15 protein-coding genes are annotated in these 24,287 nt (G+C 49.8%); 4 read left to right on the forward strand and 11 right to left on the reverse strand.

All coding sequences use genetic code 11. The features are described 5' to 3' along the window. Positions 1-21: 21 nt before the first annotated feature. The 4 genes from ACWA5Z_RS12710 to ACWA5Z_RS12725 all read right to left on the reverse strand — a co-directional run bounded on the left by ACWA5Z_RS12710 (position 22) and on the right by ACWA5Z_RS12725 (position 4,872). Entirely contained in the window at positions 22-702 is a 681-nt protein-coding gene (locus ACWA5Z_RS12710; RefSeq protein WP_431052932.1) for a glycosyltransferase family 25 protein, read from the reverse strand. Between the two features lie 168 nt (positions 703-870). After that, entirely contained in the window at positions 871-1,794 is a 924-nt protein-coding gene (locus ACWA5Z_RS12715; RefSeq protein ID WP_431052934.1) for a DmsC/YnfH family molybdoenzyme membrane anchor subunit, read from the reverse strand. 1 nt (position 1,795) lies between these two features. Continuing rightward, entirely contained in the window at positions 1,796-2,416 is a 621-nt protein-coding gene (locus ACWA5Z_RS12720; protein WP_431054360.1) for a DMSO/selenate family reductase complex B subunit, read from the reverse strand. Beyond that, the gene (locus tag ACWA5Z_RS12725) at positions 2,416-4,872 is read right to left on the reverse strand and encodes a DmsA/YnfE/YnfF family dimethyl sulfoxide reductase (RefSeq protein WP_431054361.1); all 2,457 of its coding nucleotides are present in this window, start codon (positions 4,870-4,872) and stop codon (positions 2,416-2,418) included. The genes ACWA5Z_RS12720 and ACWA5Z_RS12725 overlap by 1 nt, the downstream gene beginning before the upstream one ends. Before the next feature lie 269 nt (positions 4,873-5,141). On the opposite strand from ACWA5Z_RS12725, the gene ACWA5Z_RS12730 reads away from it, so the two are divergent. Both ACWA5Z_RS12730 and ACWA5Z_RS12735 read left to right on the forward strand, forming a co-directional pair. Beyond that, positions 5,142-6,041, forward strand: coding sequence for a DMT family transporter (locus ACWA5Z_RS12730; RefSeq protein ID WP_431052937.1), 900 nt, complete (start codon positions 5,142-5,144; stop codon positions 6,039-6,041). Positions 6,042-6,146: 105 nt separating this feature from the next. After that, entirely contained in the window at positions 6,147-6,713 is a 567-nt protein-coding gene (locus tag ACWA5Z_RS12735) for an acetate uptake transporter (protein WP_431052939.1), read from the forward strand. Positions 6,714-6,870: 157 nt separating this feature from the next. On the opposite strand, the gene pgi is transcribed toward ACWA5Z_RS12735, so the two are convergent. From pgi to rne, 4 genes are all read right to left on the reverse strand, one after another. Further along, positions 6,871-8,517: a glucose-6-phosphate isomerase gene (pgi, locus tag ACWA5Z_RS12740; protein WP_431052941.1), complete on the reverse strand. Its 1,647-nt coding sequence runs from the start codon at positions 8,515-8,517 to the stop codon at positions 6,871-6,873. 33 nt (positions 8,518-8,550) lie between these two features. After that, positions 8,551-9,669: an alanine racemase gene (gene alr / locus ACWA5Z_RS12745; protein WP_431052943.1), complete on the reverse strand. Its 1,119-nt coding sequence runs from the start codon at positions 9,667-9,669 to the stop codon at positions 8,551-8,553. A 1-nt stretch (position 9,670) separates the two neighbouring features. Beyond that, a complete protein-coding gene (locus ACWA5Z_RS12750) occupies positions 9,671-11,023 on the reverse strand; it encodes a replicative DNA helicase (protein WP_449343135.1) in 1,353 nt (450 codons plus the stop codon). A gap of 286 nt (positions 11,024-11,309) precedes the next feature. Then, positions 11,310-14,435: a ribonuclease E gene (gene rne, locus ACWA5Z_RS12755; RefSeq protein ID WP_431052947.1), complete on the reverse strand. Its 3,126-nt coding sequence runs from the start codon at positions 14,433-14,435 to the stop codon at positions 11,310-11,312. 488 nt (positions 14,436-14,923) lie between these two features. On the opposite strand from rne, the gene rluC reads away from it, so the two are divergent. Both rluC and cobB read left to right on the forward strand, forming a co-directional pair. Continuing rightward, on the forward strand, positions 14,924-15,889 hold the full coding sequence (gene rluC / locus ACWA5Z_RS12760; RefSeq protein WP_431052949.1) for a 23S rRNA pseudouridine(955/2504/2580) synthase RluC: 966 nt from the start codon (positions 14,924-14,926) through the stop codon (positions 15,887-15,889). A gap of 14 nt (positions 15,890-15,903) precedes the next feature. After that, positions 15,904-16,641 (forward strand): Sir2 family NAD+-dependent deacetylase, encoded by a 738-nt coding sequence (gene cobB, locus ACWA5Z_RS12765; RefSeq protein ID WP_431052951.1) that lies wholly within the window; start codon positions 15,904-15,906, stop codon positions 16,639-16,641. A 319-nt stretch (positions 16,642-16,960) separates the two neighbouring features. Here cobB and recD read toward each other — a convergent pair whose 3' ends face one another. The 3 genes from recD to ACWA5Z_RS12780 all read right to left on the reverse strand — a co-directional run bounded on the left by recD (position 16,961) and on the right by ACWA5Z_RS12780 (position 24,134). Next, positions 16,961-18,937 carry an exodeoxyribonuclease V subunit alpha gene (recD, locus tag ACWA5Z_RS12770; protein WP_431052953.1) on the reverse strand — a complete coding sequence of 659 codons (1,977 nt, stop codon included), beginning with the start codon at positions 18,935-18,937 and terminating at the stop codon, positions 16,961-16,963. Beyond that, positions 18,934-22,590 carry an exodeoxyribonuclease V subunit beta gene (gene recB, locus ACWA5Z_RS12775; RefSeq protein WP_431052955.1) on the reverse strand — a complete coding sequence of 1,219 codons (3,657 nt, stop codon included), beginning with the start codon at positions 22,588-22,590 and terminating at the stop codon, positions 18,934-18,936. The genes recD and recB overlap by 4 nt, the downstream gene beginning before the upstream one ends. Before the next feature lie 221 nt (positions 22,591-22,811). Next, entirely contained in the window at positions 22,812-24,134 is a 1,323-nt protein-coding gene (locus ACWA5Z_RS12780; RefSeq protein WP_431052957.1) for an NCS2 family permease, read from the reverse strand. Positions 24,135-24,287 lie beyond the last annotated feature (153 nt).

A 24,287-nucleotide genomic window follows, 5' to 3' on the forward strand; every position in this document is an offset into this window, starting at 1 on the left:
TCTTATTAAAAAATATTATGACTATACATAACGATCCTCTATTTTATTTATTTCCGAATCTGATCCAAGACCTTGAAAAACACACGGAGGCTCAACGCCATAAGCAGCTAATCCCGTCTTTTGAATTAGCCCTGTTAAATAATCCGCTGGCATTCTTATCGGATAAGCATAATCTAAAAGTTTCTGCGCACCTGATAAAGTGAGCATATATGCTGCCGCACAAATAATACAACGTTTAGAATTTTTAGACGGAGAGCGATAACGAGCCAATTTATAACCTTGAAATAGTTTTTTAGGGAAAGGATATTTTTTCACTTTTCCATGATCTAAAAATACAATATCATTCTTAGATGAGATTTTCTGTAAAATATCATAAATAATAAATTCAAAATTTTGCGAAACAATCACATCATCTTCTAAGATAATTGCTTGCTGAATATGATGTTCAATCATATACTCATAAGTCTTAATATGACTGGCAGCACAACCTATTTCCCCTAACGTGAGTGGCTTTGCATTATATTGTTTATAAAATTCATAATCGACTTTACTTAATTCTTCCGCTGATAGATTTTTTCCATATATCGCATCAATAAATTGAAATTCAAACCCTAAACCAGAAAGCCTATGAGAAATTATTTCTCTACGTTTTGAATTCAACAAACTAATAATTAAAATTGGTGGAATGGTTAATTTATCCATAGTATAACTCCAATATTTATTCTAGTAAAAAATAGCTGTCTAAATTTTATTTTGATTCTAACAAATTAGTCAATTTAAAGCGAATAATTCTAATACCACTCATCTTTATTTCACAAAAAACCGCACTTTGATCGCTCAAAGTGCGGTATATAACAGCTAAAAACTAACTTAATAACCCAGAGCCGCCATCCCCACTGTCATATGCAAACCGTAGAAAATCACGCGTGCCAGCAGTTCCGCGGCGACGACTAGGATAAAGCCGATAAACGGCAGTGCGGTATTGGCTTTTTTCACGCCGATGGTCAGTAGCAACAAGCCGATTGCGATCAGTACAAAGCGGGTGATCATCACCGGTACGAAAGACGGTACCAGGTCTAACGCGTGGTGAACCGCGCTGCTGACGCCGCTGAGGTAGCCGTGTTGTTGATAAGTCATCACCAAGGCGACGATAAATGCCAGCCACGCCACGCCGAGCAACAAGCCGTTCAACTGTTTGCCGATCTTCACGCTGTTCAGCAAGGCAAGCGCCAGCACCGAACCGCTCAAAAGTGCGGTCAGCACAAAGGAAGCCGGGGTGTAAACCGAGTTCCAGGTCGGCACGGTGTCAATCATATACAGTTTCGACATGGCATAGATAAAGCCTGCGCCGACAAGGCTGACGACCAGCACGCCTAAGGTTTTCCAACCTGACGGCAACTTGGCGGAAATGTTCGCCAACAAACGCACCACAAACCCAATCAACGGCAGTTTTTGCCACGCTTCCGGCAATAAGCGTGATGTTGCCAACGCCCAATAACCTGCGCCAAGGGCGAAGAACGCTGAACCGGCGGCGATTTCATTACTCAAGCCCGAGGCGCCAATACGGTTTAAGGCATTGAACGCGCGCTGCGGCGAGCCTAAGTGCAAGGTGGAAAAGACAAAACCGATTGCCATAAACACCCACAACACGGTCATCACATAATGAGTACGGCTTTCAACCGGCTTACTTTTGTCCGTCAGCAACAGCAGGCTGAACGCCCAAAATGCGCCGACAGCGGTTTGTGCCAACACGGTGAAGAACACCAAAGGCCATTCGTGTAATCCCATTCCCATTTTACACCTCCTTCGGGTTGGCTAAGAAACCGCTGCGATCATCAGTCGGTTTCGCATTGTGATTTAAACGCAAGGCGATATTCGGTTGCGTATAGTGCGACGGTGGCAACGGCGCGACATCTTTCAGATCACCGTATTTGGCTTTCAGTTCGTCCATCGGCAACAGATCTAACGCACGCAACGGACAAGATTCGACGCACATCGGTTTTTTGCCCACTTCCACCCGCTCAAAGCAGCCGTCGCATTTGGTCATGCGCCCTTTTTCTTCGTTGTATTGCGGCGCGCCGTACGGACACGCCATGCTGCAATATTTACAGCCGATACACACGTCTTGATCGACCACCACAAAGCCGTCTTCACGCTTGTGCATTGCGCCGCTCGGGCACACTTTGGCACACGCCGGATCGGTACAGTGGTTACATGAAATCGAGAGGTAGTAAGAGAACACATCTTGCGTCCACGCCTCGCCTTCTTGTTTCCAGCCGCCGCCGCAATATTCATAAATGCGGCGGAAACTGACGTCCGGGGTCAAATCTTTGTAGTCTTTACACGCCAATTCACAGGTTTTACAGCCGGTGCAGCGTTGTGAGTCGATATAAAATCCATATTGTTTCGCAGTCATCATTCACCTCCCACGCGCGCGACTTCAACCAAATTGGTATGTTGCGGATTGCCTTTCGATAGCGGCGACGGACGTTGTGTGGTCAGTACGTTAAAGCTGCCGTTTTGATCCACCCGTTGTCCGTCCGGCGTGTACCACGCCCCCTCGCCCATTGCGATTACGCCCGGTAAAATCCGCGGCGTAACATTCGCCATAATTCGGGTTTCACCGCGGTCATTGAAAATCCGCACCATATCGTTATGTTTGATACCGCGTTTTTCCGCGTCAATCGGGTTGATCCACAAGGATTGCAACGAAGCTTGATCCAGCACATCCACGTTGGCATAGGTGGAGTGCACCCGTGATTTAAAGTGGAAGCCGACCAACTGCAACGGATATTTTTCCGCCAGCGGATCATCGAACCCCTCCACCGCACGCGCATAAATCGGCAACGGGCTGATAATATCGCCTTCCGGCAATTCCCAGGTTTCCGCAATTTTTGCCAACCGTTCGGAATACACTTCGATTTTGCCCGATGGCGTCGTCAGTGGATTGGCGACCGGATCTTGGCGGAATTTTTTGAATGCCACCATATGCCCGGACGGATCTTTCTGTTTGATAATGCCGCGCTGTCTGAATTCTTCGAAGCTGATGTCTTGGAAGAACGGGTTTTTCTCTTGGGTCAGTTTATACAGATGACGCAACCACTCTTCTTGGGTACGCCCTTCGGTGAATGCCTCTTTCGTCCCCATTTTTTCTGCGATACCTGACAAAATTTCATATACCGGCTTGCATTCGAATTGCGGTTCAATCGCTTGATCGGCAAAAATCACATAGCCCATGTTGCCCGCCGAACCGTCCATGCAAAAATCCGCTTGCTCGGAGGTGGTGCAATCCGGCAACAGAATATCCGCACATTTGGCGGTTGAGGTCATGTGGTTGTCGATCACCACCAACATTTCGCATTTGCTTTCGTCGCTCAAAATTTCTAAAGTGCGGTTGATGTCGGAGTGTTGGTTGATAATACAGTTTCCGGCGTAATTCAAAATAAACTTAATCGGTTTATTCAGTTTTTCCGCACCTTTCAAACCGTCTTTTAAGGCGGTCATTTCTTCGCCGCGCACCACGGCGTCGGTCCACATAAAGATTGGAATTTTGGCTTTAATCGGGTTTTCGCCGACCGGCAAACGCACAAACGGAATGGTGTAGAAACCTTCGCGTGATCCGCTGTTACCGCCGTTAATGCCAACGTTACCGGTTAAACACGCCAACATTGCAATCGCACGCGCGGCCTGTTCACCGTTGGCGTGGCGTTGCGGCCCCCAACCTTGGCAAATATAGGCGGGTTTGGTGGTGGCGATTTCGCGTGCCAAACGGATAATGGTGTCTTTCGGAATCGCGGTGATTTTCGATGCCCATTCCGGCGTTTTGGCGGTTTGATCGTCGCCCTCGCCCAAAATATAGGCTTTATAATGTGCGTTCGCTTTCGCCGAAGCCGGCAAGGTTTTTTCGTCGTAACCGACACAATAGGTATCAAGGAAGTCTTGATCGACCAAATTTTCGGTGATCATCACATACGCCATCCCTTCAACAAACGCGGCGTCGGTGCCCGGACGAATCGGCACCCATTCGCCTTCGCGCCCTGAGGCGGTGTCGTTGTAACGCGGATCAACCATAATCATGCGCGCTTTGGAACGTTCCATCGCTTGTTGCGCTAAATAGGTGACGCCGCCGCCGCTCATACGGGTTTCCGCCGGATTGTTACCGAAATAGACCACCAATTTGGAGTTTTCAATATCCGTCGGGCTGTTGCCGGCGTTGCTGCCGTACATAAACGGAATGGATTCAAAGATTTGCGAATAGCTGTAAGTGCCGTGGTGTCCCAAGCAGCCGCCGATACTGTTCATAAAACGGCTGGAAATGCTGCGTGGCGGCGGATAAGAGGCGGCAACGGTGGCGCCCAAGGTGCCGGTGGCAAACGGCATATACAGGCTTTCATTGCCGTGCTCGGCGATAATCCGTTTCAGGTTGTCGGCGATTTCAGTAAATGCCTCGTCCCAAGTAATGCGCTTAAATTTGCCTTCGCCACGTTTGCCAACGCGCTTCATCGGGTATTTCAAGCGGTCAGGATTATACACCCGACGGCGCATTGAACGCCCGCGCGCGCAGGCACGCACTTGATGGAACTCGCCATAGACATCATCGCCCAAGTTGTCGGTTTCCACATATTTAATCACTCCGTCCTGAACGTGCATACGCAACGGACAACGGCTGTGGCAGTTTACCGTACACGCGCTCCACACCAGTTTTTCTTCGTTGGCTTGCGCCGCAACCGCACTTTGTGCATTTTTAGGCGCAGTATTGGCGGAGACAGGCAACTGTACCGCACTTGCCGCCAACGCCACCCCGCCTAACGCCGCACTGCCTTTCAGCAAATCACGGCGGCTGGTTGAAAAACTCGGATCATGTTTGGACATTTTCTCCATAAGATCTCTCCCACTAGTTAAAAGTAAACATAAAATTTAAATAAAAGAAATAAATCGGGGGAAATCATAGCGAAATTTACCTACCTCATATTGATTAATATCAAATGAGAATAGTCACGCAACTAAATCGAAATAAGTTGAGATTTTTTAACCTAAATAGTTGAAGTATCGCTATATTATATTTTATATAGCGATTCCGTTTAAATTTTGCGTTACACTAACGCAATTGACTGATCTTTAGTAACTATTCGATATCTTAAATGAATAAAGCCATTCTACTCGGGTTGCTCTCGTCCCTCTTTTTTGCCGCCACCTTTGTCTTAAACCGCAGTATGGCGTTGTCGGGTGGCGACGCCTGGTGGTCAGCCGCCTTACGTTTCGTCTTTATGCTGCCGATGTTGTATCTGCTGTTAGGCGCGCGCAACAACAAAAGTGCGGTTTACCGCGAAATTCAGCGTGCACCAAAACCGTGGCTGCTATGGTCAAGTGTCGGCTTCGGGCTGTTTTACCTGCCGCTTACGCTGTCGGCAGACTATGCTTCCTCGTGGTTGGTCGCCAGTTCATGGCAAATCACGATTATCGCCGGCATTTTGCTGACGCCGTTATTCGGGCAAGCCATTCCGCATAAAAACCTGTTTTTTTCCTGTGTGATTGTATTGGGTATCCTGCTATTGCAACTCGACAATTTGCGTACCTTTTCCATCAGCGACAGCCTTTATCCTTTATGTCTAATCCTGATTGCGGCTTTTGCCTACCCGCTCGGCAACCGCAAAATGATGGCGTTGGTCGGCGATAAACTCAGCACCCAGCAGCGAGTGTACGGCATGGTTCTCTGTTCCATGCCGTTTTGGGCGTTGAGCATGCTGATCGCCTTGGCAAAGAGCGGGTTGCCATCAAATGGGCAATTGGGACAATCGTTTTTAGTCGCCCTGTTTTCCGGCGTGATCGCCACCTTACTGTTTTTCAAAGCCACCGATTTAGTCAAACATAATGTAAAACAACTTGCCGTGATCGAAGCCACCCAAGCCGGAGAAATTTTGTTCACCCTGCTCGGCGGCGTACTGCTGTTAAACGACCCAATGCCGAGCGGGCTGGCATTCCTTGGACTGCTTATCGTCATTGTCGGGATTTTTATCAACGGATTTACGGCAAAAGATTAAAAATTGCCAATATCTCGGGGCGCGGAGTATTTATTTTAACGACAAAATCATTCATACTAGCCCCGTTTTCAAACGACATTATTTATCTCTATTTAAGGAACTTTTATGTCTAATACGACCAATAACTATGCCAATCCGGGGCCGCTCGGCTTATGCGGCTTTGCTTTAACCACTTGGCTGCTGTGCTTAATCAACGGCGGCTTTTTTGACACGAGTTCACTCGGCTTAGTGATCGCGATGGCATTTGCTTTCGGCGGTACGGCACAAGCAATCGCCGGCATTATGGAATTCAAAAAAGGCAACACCTTCGGCTTCACCGCGTTCATCAGCTATGGCGCATTTTGGTGGTCTTGGGGCTTGTTCGTTGCGTTCTTCAAAGGCGAAACGCCGGCAACGTTCGTCGCTTGGTATTTAGCCGCATGGGGCACATTCACTCTGATGATGTTTATCGCCACCCTGCCGAAACCGCGCGCGTTGCAAGCGATTTTCTTCTTCCTGACCTTAACCTTCTACGCCTTAGCCATCGGCGACGCCAGCGGCAGCCACGCCATTGTCAATCTCGGCGGTTACTTAGGTTTGATCACCGCACTTTGCGCCTTCTACTTGGCGGCCGCGGAAGTGATTAACGAATCCTACGGCAGAAGCGTATTGCCGATTGGCGAAAAGAAATAAATTGGTTTTGATTTCTTCATTTTGATTCAAGCGATACCGCACTTTGCTGAAAAATAAAAGCAAGTGCGGTATTTTTTACCGAATATTCGGCGGCGTAGTAGACAAAAAAAACGGCTAACGAAGTAGCCGTTTTCCATCAATCAAACCAAAGTGCGGTTTAGCGCCACGCTTTAAATCGGTTGATTAAACCGTTGGTCGAGCTGTCGTGGGAACTGATGGTCGCGTCGTTTTCCAGTTCCGGCAAAATGCGGTTGGCAAGTTGTTTGCCCAGTTCCACGCCCCATTGGTCGAAGCTGAAAATATTGAAGATCACGCCCTGTACGAAAATTTTGTGTTCATACATTGCAATCAGTGCGCCCAAGCTGAACGGGGTGATTTTTTGTAATAAAATCGAGTTGGTCGGGCGGTTGCCTTCAAACACTTTGAACGGCACGATATGCGCCACATCGTCCAGTGTTTTGCCGGCGTCCAAAAACTCTTGTTCCACCACGGCTTGGCTTTTGCCGAACGCCAACGCTTCGGTTTGCGCGAAGAAGTTGGATAACAGCTTGGCATGGTGATCCGCCAGCGGATTGTGGCTCTGCGCCGGGGCGATGAAGTCGCACGGAATGCGTTGCGTGCCTTGGTGAATCAGTTGGTAAAACGCATGTTGTCCGTTGGTGCCCGGTTCGCCCCAGATAATCGGGCCGGTTTGATAGCTGACTTTCTCGCCGTTGCGCGCCACAAATTTGCCGTTCGATTCCATATTGCCTTGTTGGAAATAGGCGGCGAAACGGTGCAGATATTGATCGTACGGCAGGATCGCTTCCGATTCCGCACCTAAGAAATTGCTGTTCCAAATGCCGACCAACGCCAAGGTTGCCGGAATATTGTGTTCAAGTGCGGTATGGCGGAAATGGTTATCCATCGCGTGCGCGCCGCTTAACAGTTGTTCAAAATTATCAAAGCCGATAGACAGCGCAATCGACAAGCCGATCGCCGACCACAGCGAATAGCGACCGCCGACCCAATCCCAAAACTCAAACATATTGGCAGTGTCGATACCAAATTCCGCCACCGCCTTGCCGTTGGTGGACAACGCGGCAAAGTGTTTGGCAACGTGTTTTTCATCTTGCGCCGTTGCCAAGAACCAATCGCGTGCCGACAAGGCGTTGGTCATGGTTTCTTGGGTGGTGAAGGTTTTGGAGGCGACCAGCACCAAGGTGGTTTCCGGATTGACTTTTTTCAGGGTTTCGGCGATATGCGTGCCGTCTACATTGGAAACAAAGTGCATATTCAAGTGGTTTTTATACGGACGCAAGGCTTCGGTCACCATATACGGCCCTAAATCCGAGCCGCCGATACCGATATTAATCACATCGGTAATCGCTTTGCCGGTATAACCTTTCCATTCGCCACTAATCACGCGATTGCAAAAATCTTGCATTTTCGCCAACACCGCATTCACTTCCGGCATCACATCGCTGCCGTCGACGATAACCGGCGTGTTGCTGCGATTGCGAAGTGCGGTATGCAGCACGGCGCGGTTTTCGGTGCGGTTGATTTTCTCACCGCCGAACATCGCTTCGATCGCTTGCGGCAAGGCGCATTCGTCGGCTAGTTGACGCAACAGCTTCAGCGTGTCTTGATTGATTGGATTTTTAGAAAAATCGACCAACATCTCATCGTTAAAAAGCAGAGAATAGTCGGCGAAACGGTTCTTTTCTTGCGCGAACAGTTGCGCAATCGTTACATCTTGTTGCTGTTGTTTATGCGCTTCCAATGCTTGCCAAGCGGCGGTTGTTGTCGGATTGATATTTTGCATTTGATACCTCGTTAGTTAATTAATATTCTGTTGCTATCGATATTCCATTATGACTCTTGGCGTTATCTTGGTGACCAGTTCATAACTGATTACGCCGATATGCCGTGCCACCTCTTCAATCGGCAGCACATTACCTTGTGAATCTTTTCCCCAAAAAATCACTTCATCCCCCACTTGCGCACAACTATCCGCCCCCAAATCGACGGTGATCATATCCATTGAGACCTTGCCGACAATCGGCACACGTTTGCCGTTAAGCAACACCGGCGTATTCGGCGGCACGTCGCGCGGATAGCCGTCGCCATAACCTAACGCAATCACCCCGATTTTGGTCGCTTTTCGGCTGATCCACTTTCCGCCGTAACCGACCGGCTCACCGGCGGCGTGTTCGCGCACCGCAATCAGAGAGGAACTCAAGGTCATCGCCGGTTGCAAGCCATATTCGCCGGCTAAAATCGTATCGTTCGGCGAAATACCGTATAAAATAATCCCCGGACGCACCCAGTCAAAATGCGACTCTTGCCAATATAAAATCCCGTTCGAAGCCGCCAAACTGCGCTCTCCGCCTTTGCCAGCGCATGCTTGTCGAAAGCGGTGCAACTGAATTTCGCTGTAACCGCACGCCAACTCTTCGGCACGGCTGAAATGGCTGACAAAACCAATATCCGGCTGCACATGATGACAGGCTTGCAAGCGTTGGTGTATCGAGTCAACCTGCGTTAAGGCTACGCCTAAACGGTGCATGCCACTGTCGATTTTGATCCAAACTTTTATCTTTTTGTCTGATAACGCCTCGGGCAACATCGCACTTTCCAGCGCTTCCAATTGATATTCGCCGTGGATCACCGTTTGCAAATCATATTCGGCCAACAACGCAATATCTGCAGGATTGAAAAAGCCTTCCAATAATAAAATCGGTTTACTGATCCCTTGCGCACGCAATGCCAACGCTTCGCTCAAACGTGCCACACCGTAACCGTCGACTTGATTTACGACCGCACTTGCCACCCTCTCCATACCGTGCCCGTAGGCATTGGCTTTGACGATTGCCATAATCTTACTGTTTTGCGCAAGCTGTTTTACCCGCTGCAAATTGTGACGCAACGCGGCTAAGCAAACGGTGGCGGTGGCGGTTTTAATCCTATTGTTCATCTTAATCTTCTTCGTTATATTCCGGCCCGGTGTAATTATCAAAGCGTGAGAAGCGCCCTTGGAACATCAACCGCACTTTGCCGATCGGCCCGTTCCGTTGTTTACCGATAATAATTTCGGCGATATTCTTCAATTCGCTATTGTCGTGATAGACCTCATCACGATAGATAAACATGATTAAATCCGCATCCTGCTCGATAGATCCCGACTCCCGCAAATCCGAATTGACCGGACGTTTGTCCGCACGCTGTTCCAAGCTACGGTTAAGTTGCGACAACGCCACCACCGGCACTTGCAACTCTTTCGCTAACGCTTTCAGGGAACGGGAAATTTCGGCAATCTCCAACGTGCGGTTTTCACTGTAACCCGGCGCACGCATCAGTTGCAGGTAGTCGACCATAATCAGGCTGATACCGCCGTGATCGCGATACACCCGGCGTGCGCGGGCGCGCAATTCGGTCGGGGTCAAGCCGGAGGAGTCGTCAATAAACAGATTCGGTTTATTGCTGAACATCTGCACCGTACTGTTAATTTTCGCCCATTCGTTTTCATCGTCAATTTTGCCGGTACGGATTTTGGTTTGATCGACACGTGACATCGAGGCAAGAATACGCATCATAATTTGATCGGCGGGCATCTCAAGACTGAACACCAACACCGGCTTGTCTTCGCTCATCATCGCATTTTCGCACAAGTTCATGGCAAAGGTGGTTTTCCCCATCGACGGACGGGCGGCAACGATAATCAGATCCGACGGCTGCAAACCCGCGGTTTTGCGATCTAAGGCGGAAAAGCCGGTGGAAACGCCGGTCACGCCGTTGTTGTTTTTCGATTTGGACAACAGCTCGATTTTATCCAGCGTGGTTTCCAAAATCGTCAACACGTCTTTCGGACCCTCGTTGCTGCCGGTACGTTTTTCCGCAATTTCAAACACGCTCCGTTCCGCTTCGTCCAAAATCTCTTTGATTTGCTGCCCGTTCGGGTTATAGCCGCTTTCGGCAATTTTATGTGCCGTGGAAATCAGCTCGCGCAGCACCGCTTTTTCACGCACAATATCGGCATAAGCTAAAATATTGGCGGCGCTCGGAGTGTTTTTCGACAGCTCGGCAAGATAGGCAAACCCGCCGACATCGTCTAGAATGCCTTTGCTTTTCAAGGCTTGATCGAGGGTGATAATATCAATCGGTTGGTTGTTGCGCGCCAAATTTTCCATTTCACTGAAAATCAGGCGATGTCCGTAAGTATAAAAATCGGCGGCAATCACGTGTTCGGTAACCGGATCCCAATGCTCATTACTCAGCAACACTCCGCCAAGCACCGCTTGTTCCGCCTCAATCGAATGGGGCGACGTCATGCCCTGTTCGCTTTGCTTTGCTCTCGGTTTGTCTTTTTCGGGAAATGCCGCACTTGCGTTTGCCATTGTTGATCCTTTTATCCTTATCATCGGCGAATATAAGTCGGCATTATAGCAAATGATTGTGCGCTTTTTTACTGCCGGCGTAAAAGTTTGTTTTATTACGCAATAAAAAACCGCACTTATCAAGTGATCAAGTGCGGTTTGAAGTTATCTACACGGCTTAAAATACTCGAGCTTTATGAAAAATATAGGGGCGGATAGATAATCCGCCCTACTTTGCTCATCAGCTACTGTGAGTATGCGTCGGTTCTGCGAACACGTGGCTGCTGGCGCTGCTGTGTCCTGCCGCGCCTTTCCCGTGGAAGTGGTAACGCGATTCCTGCCATTGCACAATCGCAAATGGCGGCTGTGCCGCCGCGGACGGCGCTTGAGTCATTGCCGCGCGGGTATGTGTTGCTTTGGAATAGGTGCCGAAGCGATTTTCAGCCGCTTGTGGCGTTTGTGCGGCGACAACCGCCTCTGGCGCCACGCTAGCAACTTGCAGCTCTTCCGTTTTCAGGTTCTGCTGCGGTTCTTCTACCCGCGTTGTAAATTCAGGGTGTACCGCACTTGGCACGGGCTCGGATTCCGCTTCTGCCTGATTCAGCTGCTGTTCACGCTCCAATACCGCTAGCGACGCCTGAATTTTCTTCTCTACCGACTCGTTGGCTTGTTGCGTGATAAAACCTAACGGCTGTACGCTTTTCTCACTGTCCATCACCAACGACACCGCCGGCGTGCTCAGACTATCGGTCTTTTCAATTTCAACTTCAGCCGTATTATCCGCTTTAGCCGGCCGTCCTTCCGCTTGTTGCTGTTCTAACAATTGTTCCACCGGCACAAACGGAGTATTGCTTTCTTCGGCTTCGGTTGTTTTAACCAAGGTTTGCGGATCGATCCAGACTTTACCGCTCGCCAATTCAGGCGAGGCAACGGCGGCAAACAACGGCATTGGCGACGCAGTTTCATCTTGATTTTGACGGCGTCGGCGCTGATTGCCGGTGCGCAAATGGCGCGGCAGACGGCGACGGCGCGAATTGCGCTGACGGCTGTCTTCTTTGCTTTCGCTTTGGTTATCCGTTTCCTTTGTTTCAATCGCTTCAACCGCTTGAATGGCTTGAACCGCACTTTGCCCAACCGGCGCGGCAAACTCGGTCACCGCTTCGCTTTCAGCCGGTGAGTCTTCCGCGAATTGCGCAACCGCACTTTCGTTTTGGTTTAAACGCACTTTTTTACGCAGATTACGACGTTCACGGCGCACCGCAACCGGTGGCGTATCTTGGCTTTCAACCGTTTGAACCGTGCTGTTTTCTTGCAATTCGACTTCGTTTACCGCGACCTCATTGCGTTTGCGGTTACGTTTGTTGTTATTGCGTTCGTTGCGGCTATCATTACGGTTAGTGCGGTTTTCGCTCTCGCTTTCCGTTCTTACGTCCTCAACCGCACTTCGCTTGTTGTCGGCTTTGGCGTTGCGTTGTTCGCTGCGCTCATTACCACGCTCGTTACGATCACTGTTACGATCATTGCGACGACGATTACGGTTTTGATTACCACGGCGATCATTATTACGACGGCGTTGGTTATTGCGCTCTTGGCTCGGTTGCTGTTCCGCTTCGCTGCTGTCGGCGCTGAATAAGCCTTTCAGCTTGCTGATAATACGGCTGAACAGCGAGACTTTCGCTGTAGTTTCAACCACCTGCGGCGCAACCGCACTTGGTGTTGGCGCAGAAGCCGGCATGTTCAATTCACCGGCGGCGGCTTTTTCCAGCACCGATTCCACGGTCACGGCAGCGGTATCCGGCTGACGGGTCAGCAGGCTCTCTTCCGCAGCCAAGGATAGATTTTCTTCCTCTTGCGAGTAATATTTGCCCAAGTTGTAGCTCAAGGTGTTGCTCGCTTCGCCGTCGCGCAGACGGAACACCGAGAAATGCGGGGTTTCCATTTGCTCGTTCGGCACAACCACGATTTCAACATCGTGGCGTTTTTCAATGCTGTAAATCGCTTTGCGTTTTTCATTCAGCAAGTAAGAGGCGATTTCCACCGGCACAATCGTGTGTACGCGCGAGGTATTGTCTTTTAACGCTTCTTCTTCCAACAAGCGCAAAATCGACAACGACAGCGATTCGTTATCACGCACCTTGCCGGTGCCTTGACAGCGCGGGCAGATGTGGTGCGACGATTCGCCCAGCGACGGGCTTAACCGCTGGCGCGACATTTCCAATAAACCGAAACGGGAAATGCGGCTGATTTGAATGCGCGCACGATCTTGGCGCACCGCGTCACGCATACGGTTTTCCACTTCGCGTTGGTGACGGATCGGGGTCATATCGATAAAGTCGATCACGATCAAACCGCCCAAATCGCGCAAACGTAACTGGCGTGCGATCTCGTCCGCCGCTTCCAAGTTGGTGTTAAGTGCGGTTTCTTCGATGTCGCCGCCGCGTGTGGCACGTGCCGAGTTAATGTCGATTGCGGTCAAGGCTTCGGTCACGTCGATCACAATCGAGCCGCCGGACGGCAAGCGCACTTCGCGTTGGAACGCGGATTCGATTTGCGATTCGATTTGATAATGGCTGAACAGCGGCACTTCGCCTTGATACAGTTTAATCCGGTTGATAAAGTCAGGGCGCACCAGTTTGATATGCGCTTTGGCTTTTTCGTACACTTTGGCGTTGTCGATCAGAATCTCGCCGATATCACGGCGCAAGTAATCGCGGATCGCGCGCACGATCACATCACTTTCCTGATGAATCAAAAACGGCGCGGCACGGGATTCGGAGGCTTGTTTAATCGCTTCCCAATGGTGCAACAGCACTTTTAAATCCCATTGCAACTCTTCCGGCGATTTGCCGACCCCTGCCGTGCGTACGATTAAACCGACACCGTCCGGCACGTCTAACGAACTCAAGGCATCTTTCAGCTCTTGGCGTTCGTCGCCCTCAATACGGCGCGAAATACCGCCGGCGCGCGGATTATTCGGCATAATCACCAAATAGCTGCCGGCAAGGGAAATAAAGGTGGTTAAGGCTGCGCCTTTATTACCGCGCTCCTCTTTGCTGACTTGGACAATCACTTCTTGTCCTTCTTGCAGCACATCACGGATATTCGGGCGACCTTGGAAGGTGTAACCTTCGGGAAAGTACTCGCGCGCGATCTCTTTCAGCGGCAGGAAACCGTGGCGATCCGTGCCGTAATCCACAAATGCGGCTTCCAGACTTGGCTCAACGCGCGTGATTTTCCCTTTGTAAATGTTGGCTTTTTTCTGTTCGTGCCCCGGGCTTTCGATATCCAAGTCGAACAAACGCTGTCCATCAACCAGCGCGACGCGCAACTCTTCTTTTTGAGTTGCATTGATTAACATTCTTTTCATTGTTAGTGATACTCTATTATTTTGCTTATTATTACAGCGATAATTTGTACTGGGCTTTGCCATCGACCTCGTGTCTATCAGCTACAGTCAATCTCACGACTCTCTCTTGCCAGAGGTGCATTGATGGCATTACCGAACGCATAATGATTGAACATAACTGCGCCGGTAGAAACAAGATTTGCTTATTCATCCAATCTTGCAAGCGGACAAAAATTATCCCTAATTAAACCGAGACCCGAGAACGTCTTACACTAATTGTTGCGCTCAACTTGTCGCCTTCGGCAGTAGCTCGGGGCAACGCTCGGTTAAATGCCGCCAAGCGGCAAATTCTTTTTAAATCTATTTTGTTAGACATAATAAAACGAGTCATTATTTCATTTTACCCCCACACTTGGCAAGGCAAGATAAGAGAAATTTGCGCCGAAATCGCTTTTCTTGCGACTTTTCTTTATAATATGCGGTAAATCTCCTCAACCAGCCATAAGACAATGAAAGCACAAGACGAAATTCACCACAGCGTTCGCCTCCAAAACATTAACGCCGATCAAGCCGGACAGCGGATTGACAACTATTTGTTAAGCCAACTGAAAGGCGTGCCGAAAAGCCTGATTTACCGCATTATCCGCAAGGGCGAAGTGCGGGTGAACAAAGGGCGGGTCAAAGCGGAATATAAACTGCAAGCCAATGATATTGTGCGCATTCCGCCGGTGAAAACCTCGAGCAAAGAACAAGCGCCGATTTCCAATAAATTGCAGCAAGTGGCGCAACTGGAACAACAAATCCTGTTTGAAGACGAGGTGTTGTTGGTATTGAACAAACCGTCCGGTTTGGCGGTGCACGGCGGCAGCGGTTTGAGTTTCGGCGTGATCGAAGCCTTGCGCAGCCTGCGCCCGGAAGCCCGTTTTTTGGAATTGGTTCATCGTTTGGATCGCGATACCTCCGGCATTTTATTGGTCGCCAAAAAACGCTCGGCATTGCGCAATCTGCACGAACAACTGCGCAATAAAACCATTCAAAAAGAGTATCTGGCGTTGGTGCGCGGACAGTGGCAATCCCATTGCAAGGCGATTAATGCGCCGTTGAATAAAAACGAATTGGCAAGCGGCGAGCGGATTGTGCGCGTCAGCGAGCAAGGCAAACCGTCGGAAACCCGTTTCAGCGTGGAAGAACGCTACGGCGAACAAGCCACCTTGATTAAAGCCATGCCTATCACCGGACGCACCCACCAAATTCGGGTGCATACCCAATATGCCGGGCACCCGATTGCCCTCGACAGCAAATACGGCGATCAGGATTTCGATCAAAAAATGCAGGCTCTCGGCTTAAACCGCCTGTTTCTGCACGCCTACGCCATTCGCTTTGAACACCCGAAAAGCGGCGAAACCCTACGCCTGAGCGCAGAATTGGACAGCGGCATGAAAGGGATTTTGCGCCAGTTGCGTGAGCAAAAATAGACAAGGACAACAGCATGACCGACCGCACTTTCTCTGCGAACAACTCGCCCAAAATTGTGGTGCTGACCGGGGCGGGCATTTCCGCCGAATCGGGCATTCGCACCTTCCGCGCCAGCGATGGACTGTGGGAAGATCACCGAATTGAAGATGTCGCCACGCCGGAAGGTTTTCGCCGTAATCCCGAGTTGGTGCAACGTTTTTATAACCAACGCCGCCGACAACTACAACAGCCCGACATTCAGCCCAATCCGGCGCATTACGCCCTTGCCGAATTAGAACGGAAATTCGGTAAAAATGTATTAATTATCACGCAAAATGTGGACAATTTACACGAACGCGCCGGTAGCAAAAACCTGATTCATCTGCACGGCGAATTGTTAAAAGTACGCTGTGTGCATTGTGCGGCGGTCTATGAATGGCATAATGACATAACCGCAAGTGATCATTGCGCAACGTGCGGTGGCGGCTTGCGCCCGCATATCGTCTGGTTCGGTGAAATGCCGTTTGAAATGGAACGGATCTACAGCGCGCTGCACCAATGCGACTATTTTCTCTCGATCGGCACCAGCGGCAATGTTTACCCCGCCGCCGGTTTTGTCGAGGAAGCCAACTTCGCTAACGCCACCACCGTCGAACTCAACCTCGAACCCAGCAAAGGCAAAACCGCTTTCCAACAAAGCCGCTACGGCTTGGCAAGTGAAATTGTGCCGGAGTATTGTCAGATGTTGCTGAAAAAATATCAAATGAGTTGATTTGATTTTTATTCAAGCAGTACTTTATGTATCTACCAGTCACAGACTTTCGCCATCATTTTTTTATGTAAATTATCACAACGTGCACAACAAAACCCGATTTCTTGTGCACGTTATTTTAATATGCACAAAAAATGAAGATTTTTGTATGTGAGAAATACCAATCCCCGACAGCCATTTCACCGCAATCGGTTAGGCGCAGATGAGCAGTTTCTCTGACAGCCCCAGAGGGGCTGACTCAGCCGCAGGCTGCTTAACCGATTGCGACCGCAGGTCGCTGTCGGAAAACAAAAGTGCGGTAAAGTCCTCGGTTTATTTCCTACAACTCTCTCTTTTGCTCCAATCCCAAATACAACCCGCTCCTGCGCCGTATCGGTTGCTGTACCGCACTTTGCCAAATGCGTTGCGTGCCGAACAGGGTGAAGTGCGATTTGGCGCGGGTGACGGCGGTGTAGATCAGTTCGCGGCTTAAAATCGGGTTCATCGTCAACGGCAGCACAAGTGCGGTATGGGCGAATTCCGAGCCTTGCGATTTGTGCACCGTCATCACAAAGGCGGTTTCATGGGGCGGTACGCGGCTTGGGGAAATATCGCGATATTGCCCCTCACCATTTTCAAACCACACCCGGCTGTTGCCGTGTTTATCGGTTAAAAACAGACCGATGTCGCCGTTATATAACTCCACGGCGGTATCATTGTGAGATACCATAATCGGCTTGCCGTGATACCATTCATGGGCGTGGCGGAACTGTAATTTGCCCTGTTGCCGCAGCCGTTCGCTGATTGCCAGATTGAGTTGTTCCACGCCTAAATCCCCTTGGCGCAAGCCACTGAGCAAGCGCACTTGATTAAATGCGCTGAAAACCGCCTCGATTTTTTCGGGGGTGAATTCGTCCAGTGTCTGCACTTGCCGCAAATAGTCGTCGTACCACGCTGCTGCTTGCTGCAAAATCAGATTGACGGCAGTTAAAGTGCGGTTTCTTGCTAGAGAGATATTGTCTTGTAAATGATCCGAGCTTGGCAGCACGAGATTATAATCAAAGCAGGTCAGATCAGTATAATTGGCAAAATCCGCCCAACTCTGCGCACGCCCTTGATTTACGCCTTCGGCTAAGGCTTTAATCCCCGAATCGGCGCGGAAACGGTAGCTTTTGCGCAAAAAGCTCAGCCCATCGCGAATCGGATTGCCGTTCACTTGCGGCTCTAGCCGCTGCCCGGTCGCCAACCACAGATAATCACAATGTGCTGCGCTGTAGCCTTGTTGCAAAAAGCGGCACAATTCCGCCATCACTGCCCCCGCTTCCACCGAGCTGAGCTGATCCTTATCGCCCAATAACACCAGACGGGTATGCGGCGACAGCGCATTTAATAAGATCGCAAACAAATTGAGATCGACCATCGAGGCTTCATCGACCAACAGCAGATCCAGCGCTAACGGTTTGTCCGGCTGATAACGTCCGTTCGGGGCGCGTGGCGTCATGCCGAGCAAGCGGTGCAGAGTTTGCGCTTGCGTTGGAACTTGCCGTTTTAATTCGGCGGAAACCGCACTTGGCATAGCCTGCAACGCATGGTTAATCGATTCGCTCAAGCGTGCCGCCGCTTTGCCGGTCGGCGCGCTCAGGGCAATGTTCAACGGCGGTAATCCTAATTGTTGCCGCTGCCATTGCAAAGCGACTAATAAACTGCACACGGTGCGGGTTTTGCCGGTGCCCGGTCCGCCGGAAATCAGGCTGAACGGCTGGCGAAGTGCGGTCGCCACCGCGATTTTTTGCCAGTCGATTTCATCATTTTCAGATGTAAACAACAAATTTAAAAACGCGGCTAATTGTTGCGGCGCAAGGGATTGGGCATGCATTGCCACGCGCTGCGATAAACGCTGTACAATCTGCTGTTCGTCCCGCCAATTACGTTGCAAATACAACAAACCGTTCTCCCAACGTAACGGCGCAGATTGTGCGTTGTTTGAATCGCAAAACGCAATATGTCCTTGTAATACGTGCTGCCAGTCTGACGGCGCAAGATCGCCGAGCAAGCCGCGAAGTTGCAATAAGTGCGCCCGCTGTTCCGGCTGCATGGCGAGATCAAAAAAATCGCCGTGAGCGAAATCTTGCGGATCAAGGCAAGTGCTGCCGTTTTGCGCGGCATAGCTGGATAACGCCGCCAATAACACCGCTAAATTGGCAATCGGTTGCGGATAGGCATAGGTTTGTTGTTTATTGTCGATTAAACGGGCGAACTGGTAATCGAGCGGGCTAATCAAGCCGTTTTGTTTAAGTTGCGCCAAAATCGTGATCATACTGCCCCCACCAAAAGTTTATCCAGTCCGTCGATTAACGACCAATCCGGTTTATCAAAATACACGCCGCTATCGCTGCTTACGCCGTCCATGCCGCGTAAAAACAGATAATACACGCCGCCGAAATCACGCTGATAATCATAGTGCGGATCGCGCTGTTGCAAATAGCGGTGCAGTGCCAAGGTATAAATCAAATATTGCAAATCATAACGTTGATAGGCGATCACATTGGCAAGTTGCGCCGACTGATAGGCTTGATAGCCCTCGCCCAAATAATTGGATTTATAGTCGATCAGATAATATTTGCCGCTCACACGGCAGACCAAATCAATAAAACCGCGCAACATGCCTTGAATTTGATCCAGTTGCAACGGCGCTTGTTGTGCCGCCAACGGGTGATATTGTCGCAATAAACGGTTTAACTGCGGCACATTCAGCGGCGCGTCCATGCTGATCATAAATGCCATTTCCTTGAGGCAATCCTGAGCAGGCAAATCCGCCAACCGCACTTTTGTTTTCCCAAAAGGCGCTGTTGTCAAAAACGGGGTTTGGTACAGTTGTTGTAACCAGTATTGTAACGGCGCAAGCCATTCGTCCGCCGCTAAATTCAACTGTCGGCACAAATCGGGGAGCGCCTCCGCCGACGGAGCTTGGCTAAAATCGGCATATTGCAGCCAATGGTGCAGCACATTCCCGACCTTCGCCCCTTGCGGCAAAGTAAACGGATTATGTATTTGCCCTTGCCACTGTTTCAGCTCAATCTGCGCCGACGGCTGATTAAGCCATAAACTGAAATCCAGATGTTCACTGTCATAATCCGCGCCGCTATCGTGATAATGTTCGCTTTTTAAGCTGTTTTCGCTTGGCTGCTGACGGTTTTGCCTGCGTTGCTGATTACGCTGCTGCATGGCGGCAAGGGCGGTAAAACTGCCGACCGTCCAGTTTTGTTCAATCTGCCCGTCAAAATTCGCTGCCTCTAAGGTTTCGGCTTGCGCAACCGCAGCACGCCAATCATCGGCTTGCAGATCGGAAAGTGCGGTCAGGCTGTAATCGTCGTCCGCTAAATAACGGCTGAGTTGCGCAGCGGTGTTCCATTCAAGATTATTTTTCGCTTGTAACAACATTGCGTTATCCGACAACAAATACGCCAGCGCATTCCAATTGGATTTTGTATTTAATTTCGTAGGGAAACCGATATTTAACTGATAACGGGCGCGGGTTAAGGCGACGTATAATAGGCGCAGCTCTTCCGCCAACCGCTCTTGCAGATTTTCTTGTTGGTGGCTGTCGTCCAAATCGTAACAAAGTTGATTTTGCCCGTCGTGATAGCGTTGCAGCCGCTGAGATTCGCCTTTTTTCTTGGCAAAACCACTGCCGAGAAACGGCAGCCACACCACGCCATATTCCAAGCCTTTGGATTTATGAATGGTGACGATCTTGACTAAATTGCGCTCGCTTTCCAAACGCAACCGCACTTCGTCCGCTTCGGGATCGTGGTTGTTGATCATCGTTTCAAACCAACTCAACAAGGCGTGTTCGTTCTCGTTCAGGCTCGCGCCTTGTTGTAAAAATTCCGCCAAATGCAGAATATCGGTGATGGCTCGCTCGCCGTCGGGCATTGCCAACAGTTTCGCCACCAGCTTTTGTTGTTGCAACAGGCGATGAATCATCGGCAACACGCCCTGCGTCTGCCACAAACGTTGATAATAACTAAAATCGCGAATCCAACGCTCCCACGCCCGTTCGTCTTGGCGCAATTGGCTTAACTGCTGTGCATTAAATTGGAACAAGCGGCTCGCCAACACTTTCATCAGCGTGCTTTCCTGCTGCGGATTCAGACACGCCGCCAGCAGATAGCTGATCGCCTGCGCCCAATCGCTTTCTAACACCGAGCTACGATCCGACAGGTAAACGCTTTGAATGCCGAGATTTGCCAACGCTTGTTTAACCTGTTTCGCCTCATTAACATTGCGCACCAGCACCGCCAAATCCTTTGCCGCTAATGTCAAATTCGGATCGCTAAACCGCACTTCACCCTGTTCAATGCCTTTCAGCCATTGTTGAATCGAGGCGGCGCACGCCGTTGCCATATCGGACTTATCGTCTTCACTCAACATAACATTCAGCGGTTTTTGCTGAACGCCGTTCAAATGTAATTGCACCGCACTTTTACCGGCATTGACCGCTTGGAATTGGATTTGAGGATAGATAAACGGCGTTGCGGCATGAGCGAACAGTTTGTTCACGGCGGCAATTAATTGCGGAGTGGAACGCCAATTGGTATCAAGGGTGAAGCGTTGCTGCGCCTGTTCGGCAGCGGTGAGATAGGTGAAAATATCGGCATTACGGAAAGCATAAATCGACTGTTTCGGATCGCCGATCATAATCATGCCGCTGTCACGACTGTCCGCCTGATCGAGATACAGCCGTTTGAAAATCTGATACTGCTCTAAATCGGTATCTTGAAATTCATCAATCATCGCGAACGGAAACTGTTGGCGGATCAACTGCGCCAAACTCTGTCCGTTTTCGGCATAAAGTGCGGTTTTCAGCCGTTGCAACAGATCGCCGAAGCCCATTTCTTTATGGCTCGCCTTGTGAGCGGCGATCTTAGCGCGCACGCCGTGGATATAGTGCCAAAGCAGCATTTTTGCGAAAAACGCCTCGTCTGTTGCCGCCAGTTGATCCACTTGCTGAAACAGGTCGTGCGAGATTTCTGCTGCGCCTTTGCTTTTTTGATCCAGTTTTTGTTGTGAAAAATAGTGAATGAGTTTTTCATGCAAACTGCTGTCTGAACCGTTCGCCCATTGTGCGATCGCCTCAAACGCCGGCTCAATATAGCGCGTTTGATAACTGCGTCCGTCCAGTTGCTTTTGTTGCATGGCTTGTAAAATTAAGGCTTGAATATCCGCGTGTTGCGCCAACCAATCTGCTTTAAAGCGCGCAATTTGAGCAAGATGTGCCATCAAATGGTGTTGCAAAAAAGCGTTTAAATCGCCCTGCGTAAAATCCGACCGCACTTGTGGCATTTCGCCGCTGAGATCGGCTTTAATCCGTTTTAATACCTCCTCCGGCGACTTTAAATGCGTCGCGATAAAACGGCTGATCGCCAAATTTTGCGAATAAAACTGTTCACGCCAATACTCTCGGCAAAAGCGCAACAGCAAATCATCATCTTGCGTTTGCAATTCCAAATTAAAATGCACGCCGGAATCAAAGGCATAGCGCATTAGCATACGGTAACAGAAACCGTGAATGGTGAAAATCGCGGCGGTATCCATATCCTGCTGCGCCAGTTCCAAGCGCAACACCGCACTTGGCAAATCGGCTTTGACCGCGTGGAACAGGTCTAAAATAAACGGATCTTGGCTTGGCGGTTCGGCTAATTGCTGCTGCAAGACTTGGTTAAACAAGCCTTTGACTTCCACGATCCGAGTGCGAATCCGATCTTTCAGCTCTTGCGTTGCCGCTTCGGTGAAGGTCATCACCAAAATCTGCTCCACCGTTAAGGCACGGCTTAAGCCGTTTTCACCGGCATTGAGCAATAAGCGCAAATACAAAGCGACCATGGTGTAGGTTTTGCCTGTGCCAGCAGAGGCTTCAATCAGGGAAACGCTGTTGAGAGGGTGAGTAATCGGATTGAGTTTTTGCATGGGCGCGGTGTTCCCTTTAAATATCAATGGATATTCCACCGCCAGCGTTGAATAATTAACCAAAGGTTAGCGCTATTGTAGGGGCGGATGATATATCCGCCCGACCGCACTTTATTCTGCTTCTAGCTGGCAAAATAGCGTATCCCGTCAGTGGGCGATATCATCCGCCCCTACTTTAATCATCAAAAATGGTTGTGCATATCCATTCTGGTGTTATTAAATCAGTGCATAATCCCTTTATCAATAAAGATGATTTTCACCAAGAACAGAATCGACACCACCCACACCGGAATCGAGATTTGTGAGGCTTTGCCGGTGAATAATTTCATCACGCAATAGCTGATAAAGCCAAACGCAATCCCTTCGGTGATGGAATAAGTAAACGGCATTAACGCCGCGGTAATAAACGCCGGCGTGGCTTCGGTCAAATCGTCCCAACGCACTTTAATCAGGCTGGAAGACATCAAAATCCCCACATAAATCAACGCCCCGGCGGTGGCATACAACGGCACTAACGCCGCTAATGGCGACAGGAAGATCACTAACAGGAATAAAATCCCGGTCACGATTGCGGTTAAGCCGGTGCGCCCGCCGACAGACACGCCGGAGCTGCTTTCGATATACGCCGTCACCGATGATGTGCCGATATACGCCCCGGTTACCGAGCTGATACTATCGACAAACAACGCTTGTTTCATTTTCGGGAAACGCCCTTTGTCGTCGGCTAAACCGGCTTTTTCGGTCACGCCCAATAACGTACCCGATGAATCGAACAGGTTGACTAGCATAAATGAAAACACGATTCCCAATAAACCGATATCCAAGGCACCGGCTAAATCAACCTGCCCGACCACATTCGACACGCTCGGCGGCATTGAGAAAATGCCTTGGTATTCTACATTGCCCAATAACAACGAAAGTGCGGTCACCACCGCAATCGACACCAGCACCGCGGCATGGATATTACGCGACGCCAAAATCACGATAATAAAGAAGCCCAAAATCGCCAATAACACTTGTGAAGAATACAGATTGCCCAAGGTCACTAAGGTTGCCGGGCTTGCCACCACGATACCGGAATTTTGGAAACCCATTAAGGCGATAAACAGCCCGATCCCGGCGGTAATGCCGACACGCAAACCGGTCGGAATGCTGGCAATCAACCAATACCGCACTTGGAACAATGTGAGCAAAAACAGCCCGACTGCGCCCCAAAAAATCGTGCCCATGCCCACCTGCCAAGACAGACCGAGTTTCGACACCACGGTATAAGCAAAAAACGCGTTCAAGCCCATTGCCGGCGCAAGGGCGACCGGTAAATTGGCGAATAAGCCCATAAAAATACTGCCGAACGCCGCAATCAGTGCGGTGGTGATAAACACGCTTTGGCTGTCCATTCCGGCGACACCCAGAATCGACGGATTGACAAACACGATATACACCATCGTCAAAAACGTGGTGATCCCGGCGATAATTTCGGTTTTCACCGTTGTGCCGTGCTGTTGCAGTTTAAAAAAACGTTGCAGTAAGCATTGATTTTGCATAGTAAGTTCCAGTTATCAATAAAAAAGAATCAAAAAAGAATCAAAAAAGAGACAATAATAAATTGGAAAAACCGAAAAATTTTGCGTTTGGCTTTTCGTCAGTATGGTAGCAAAAACCCGCCGGAGCCGCGATGTGTTTTTAGTCGGAAAAAG

This window comes from Testudinibacter sp. P80/BLE/0925, from assembly GCF_053570785.1.

Bases quoted from the DNA above. Each gene is read 5' to 3' on its own strand.
- ACWA5Z_RS12725 (WP_431054361.1), bottom strand. From the start codon at position 4,872: ATGTCCAAACATGATCCGAGTTTTTCAACCAGCCGCCGTGATTTGCTG.
- ACWA5Z_RS12735 (WP_431052939.1), top strand. From the start codon at position 6,147: ATGTCTAATACGACCAATAACTATGCCAATCCGGGGCCGCTCGGCTTA.
- recB (WP_431052955.1), bottom strand. From the start codon at position 22,590: ATGCAAAAACTCAATCCGATTACTCACCCTCTCAACAGCGTTTCCCTG.
- ACWA5Z_RS12730 (WP_431052937.1), top strand. From the start codon at position 5,142: ATGAATAAAGCCATTCTACTCGGGTTGCTCTCGTCCCTCTTTTTTGCC.
- ACWA5Z_RS12750 (WP_449343135.1), bottom strand. From the start codon at position 11,023: ATGACGTCGCCCCATTCGATTGAGGCGGAACAAGCGGTGCTTGGCGGA.
- rne (WP_431052947.1), bottom strand. From the start codon at position 14,435: ATGAAAAGAATGTTAATCAATGCAACTCAAAAAGAAGAGTTGCGCGTC.
- pgi (WP_431052941.1), bottom strand. From the start codon at position 8,517: ATGCAAAATATCAATCCGACAACAACCGCCGCTTGGCAAGCATTGGAA.
- alr (WP_431052943.1), bottom strand. From the start codon at position 9,669: ATGAACAATAGGATTAAAACCGCCACCGCCACCGTTTGCTTAGCCGCG.
- recD (WP_431052953.1), bottom strand. From the start codon at position 18,937: ATGATCACGATTTTGGCGCAACTTAAACAAAACGGCTTGATTAGCCCG.
- cobB (WP_431052951.1), top strand. From the start codon at position 15,904: ATGACCGACCGCACTTTCTCTGCGAACAACTCGCCCAAAATTGTGGTG.
- ACWA5Z_RS12720 (WP_431054360.1), bottom strand. From the start codon at position 2,416: ATGACTGCGAAACAATATGGATTTTATATCGACTCACAACGCTGCACC.
- rluC (WP_431052949.1), top strand. From the start codon at position 14,924: ATGAAAGCACAAGACGAAATTCACCACAGCGTTCGCCTCCAAAACATT.
- ACWA5Z_RS12715 (WP_431052934.1), bottom strand. From the start codon at position 1,794: ATGGGAATGGGATTACACGAATGGCCTTTGGTGTTCTTCACCGTGTTG.
- ACWA5Z_RS12780 (WP_431052957.1), bottom strand. From the start codon at position 24,134: ATGCAAAATCAATGCTTACTGCAACGTTTTTTTAAACTGCAACAGCAC.
- ACWA5Z_RS12710 (WP_431052932.1), bottom strand. From the start codon at position 702: ATGGATAAATTAACCATTCCACCAATTTTAATTATTAGTTTGTTGAAT.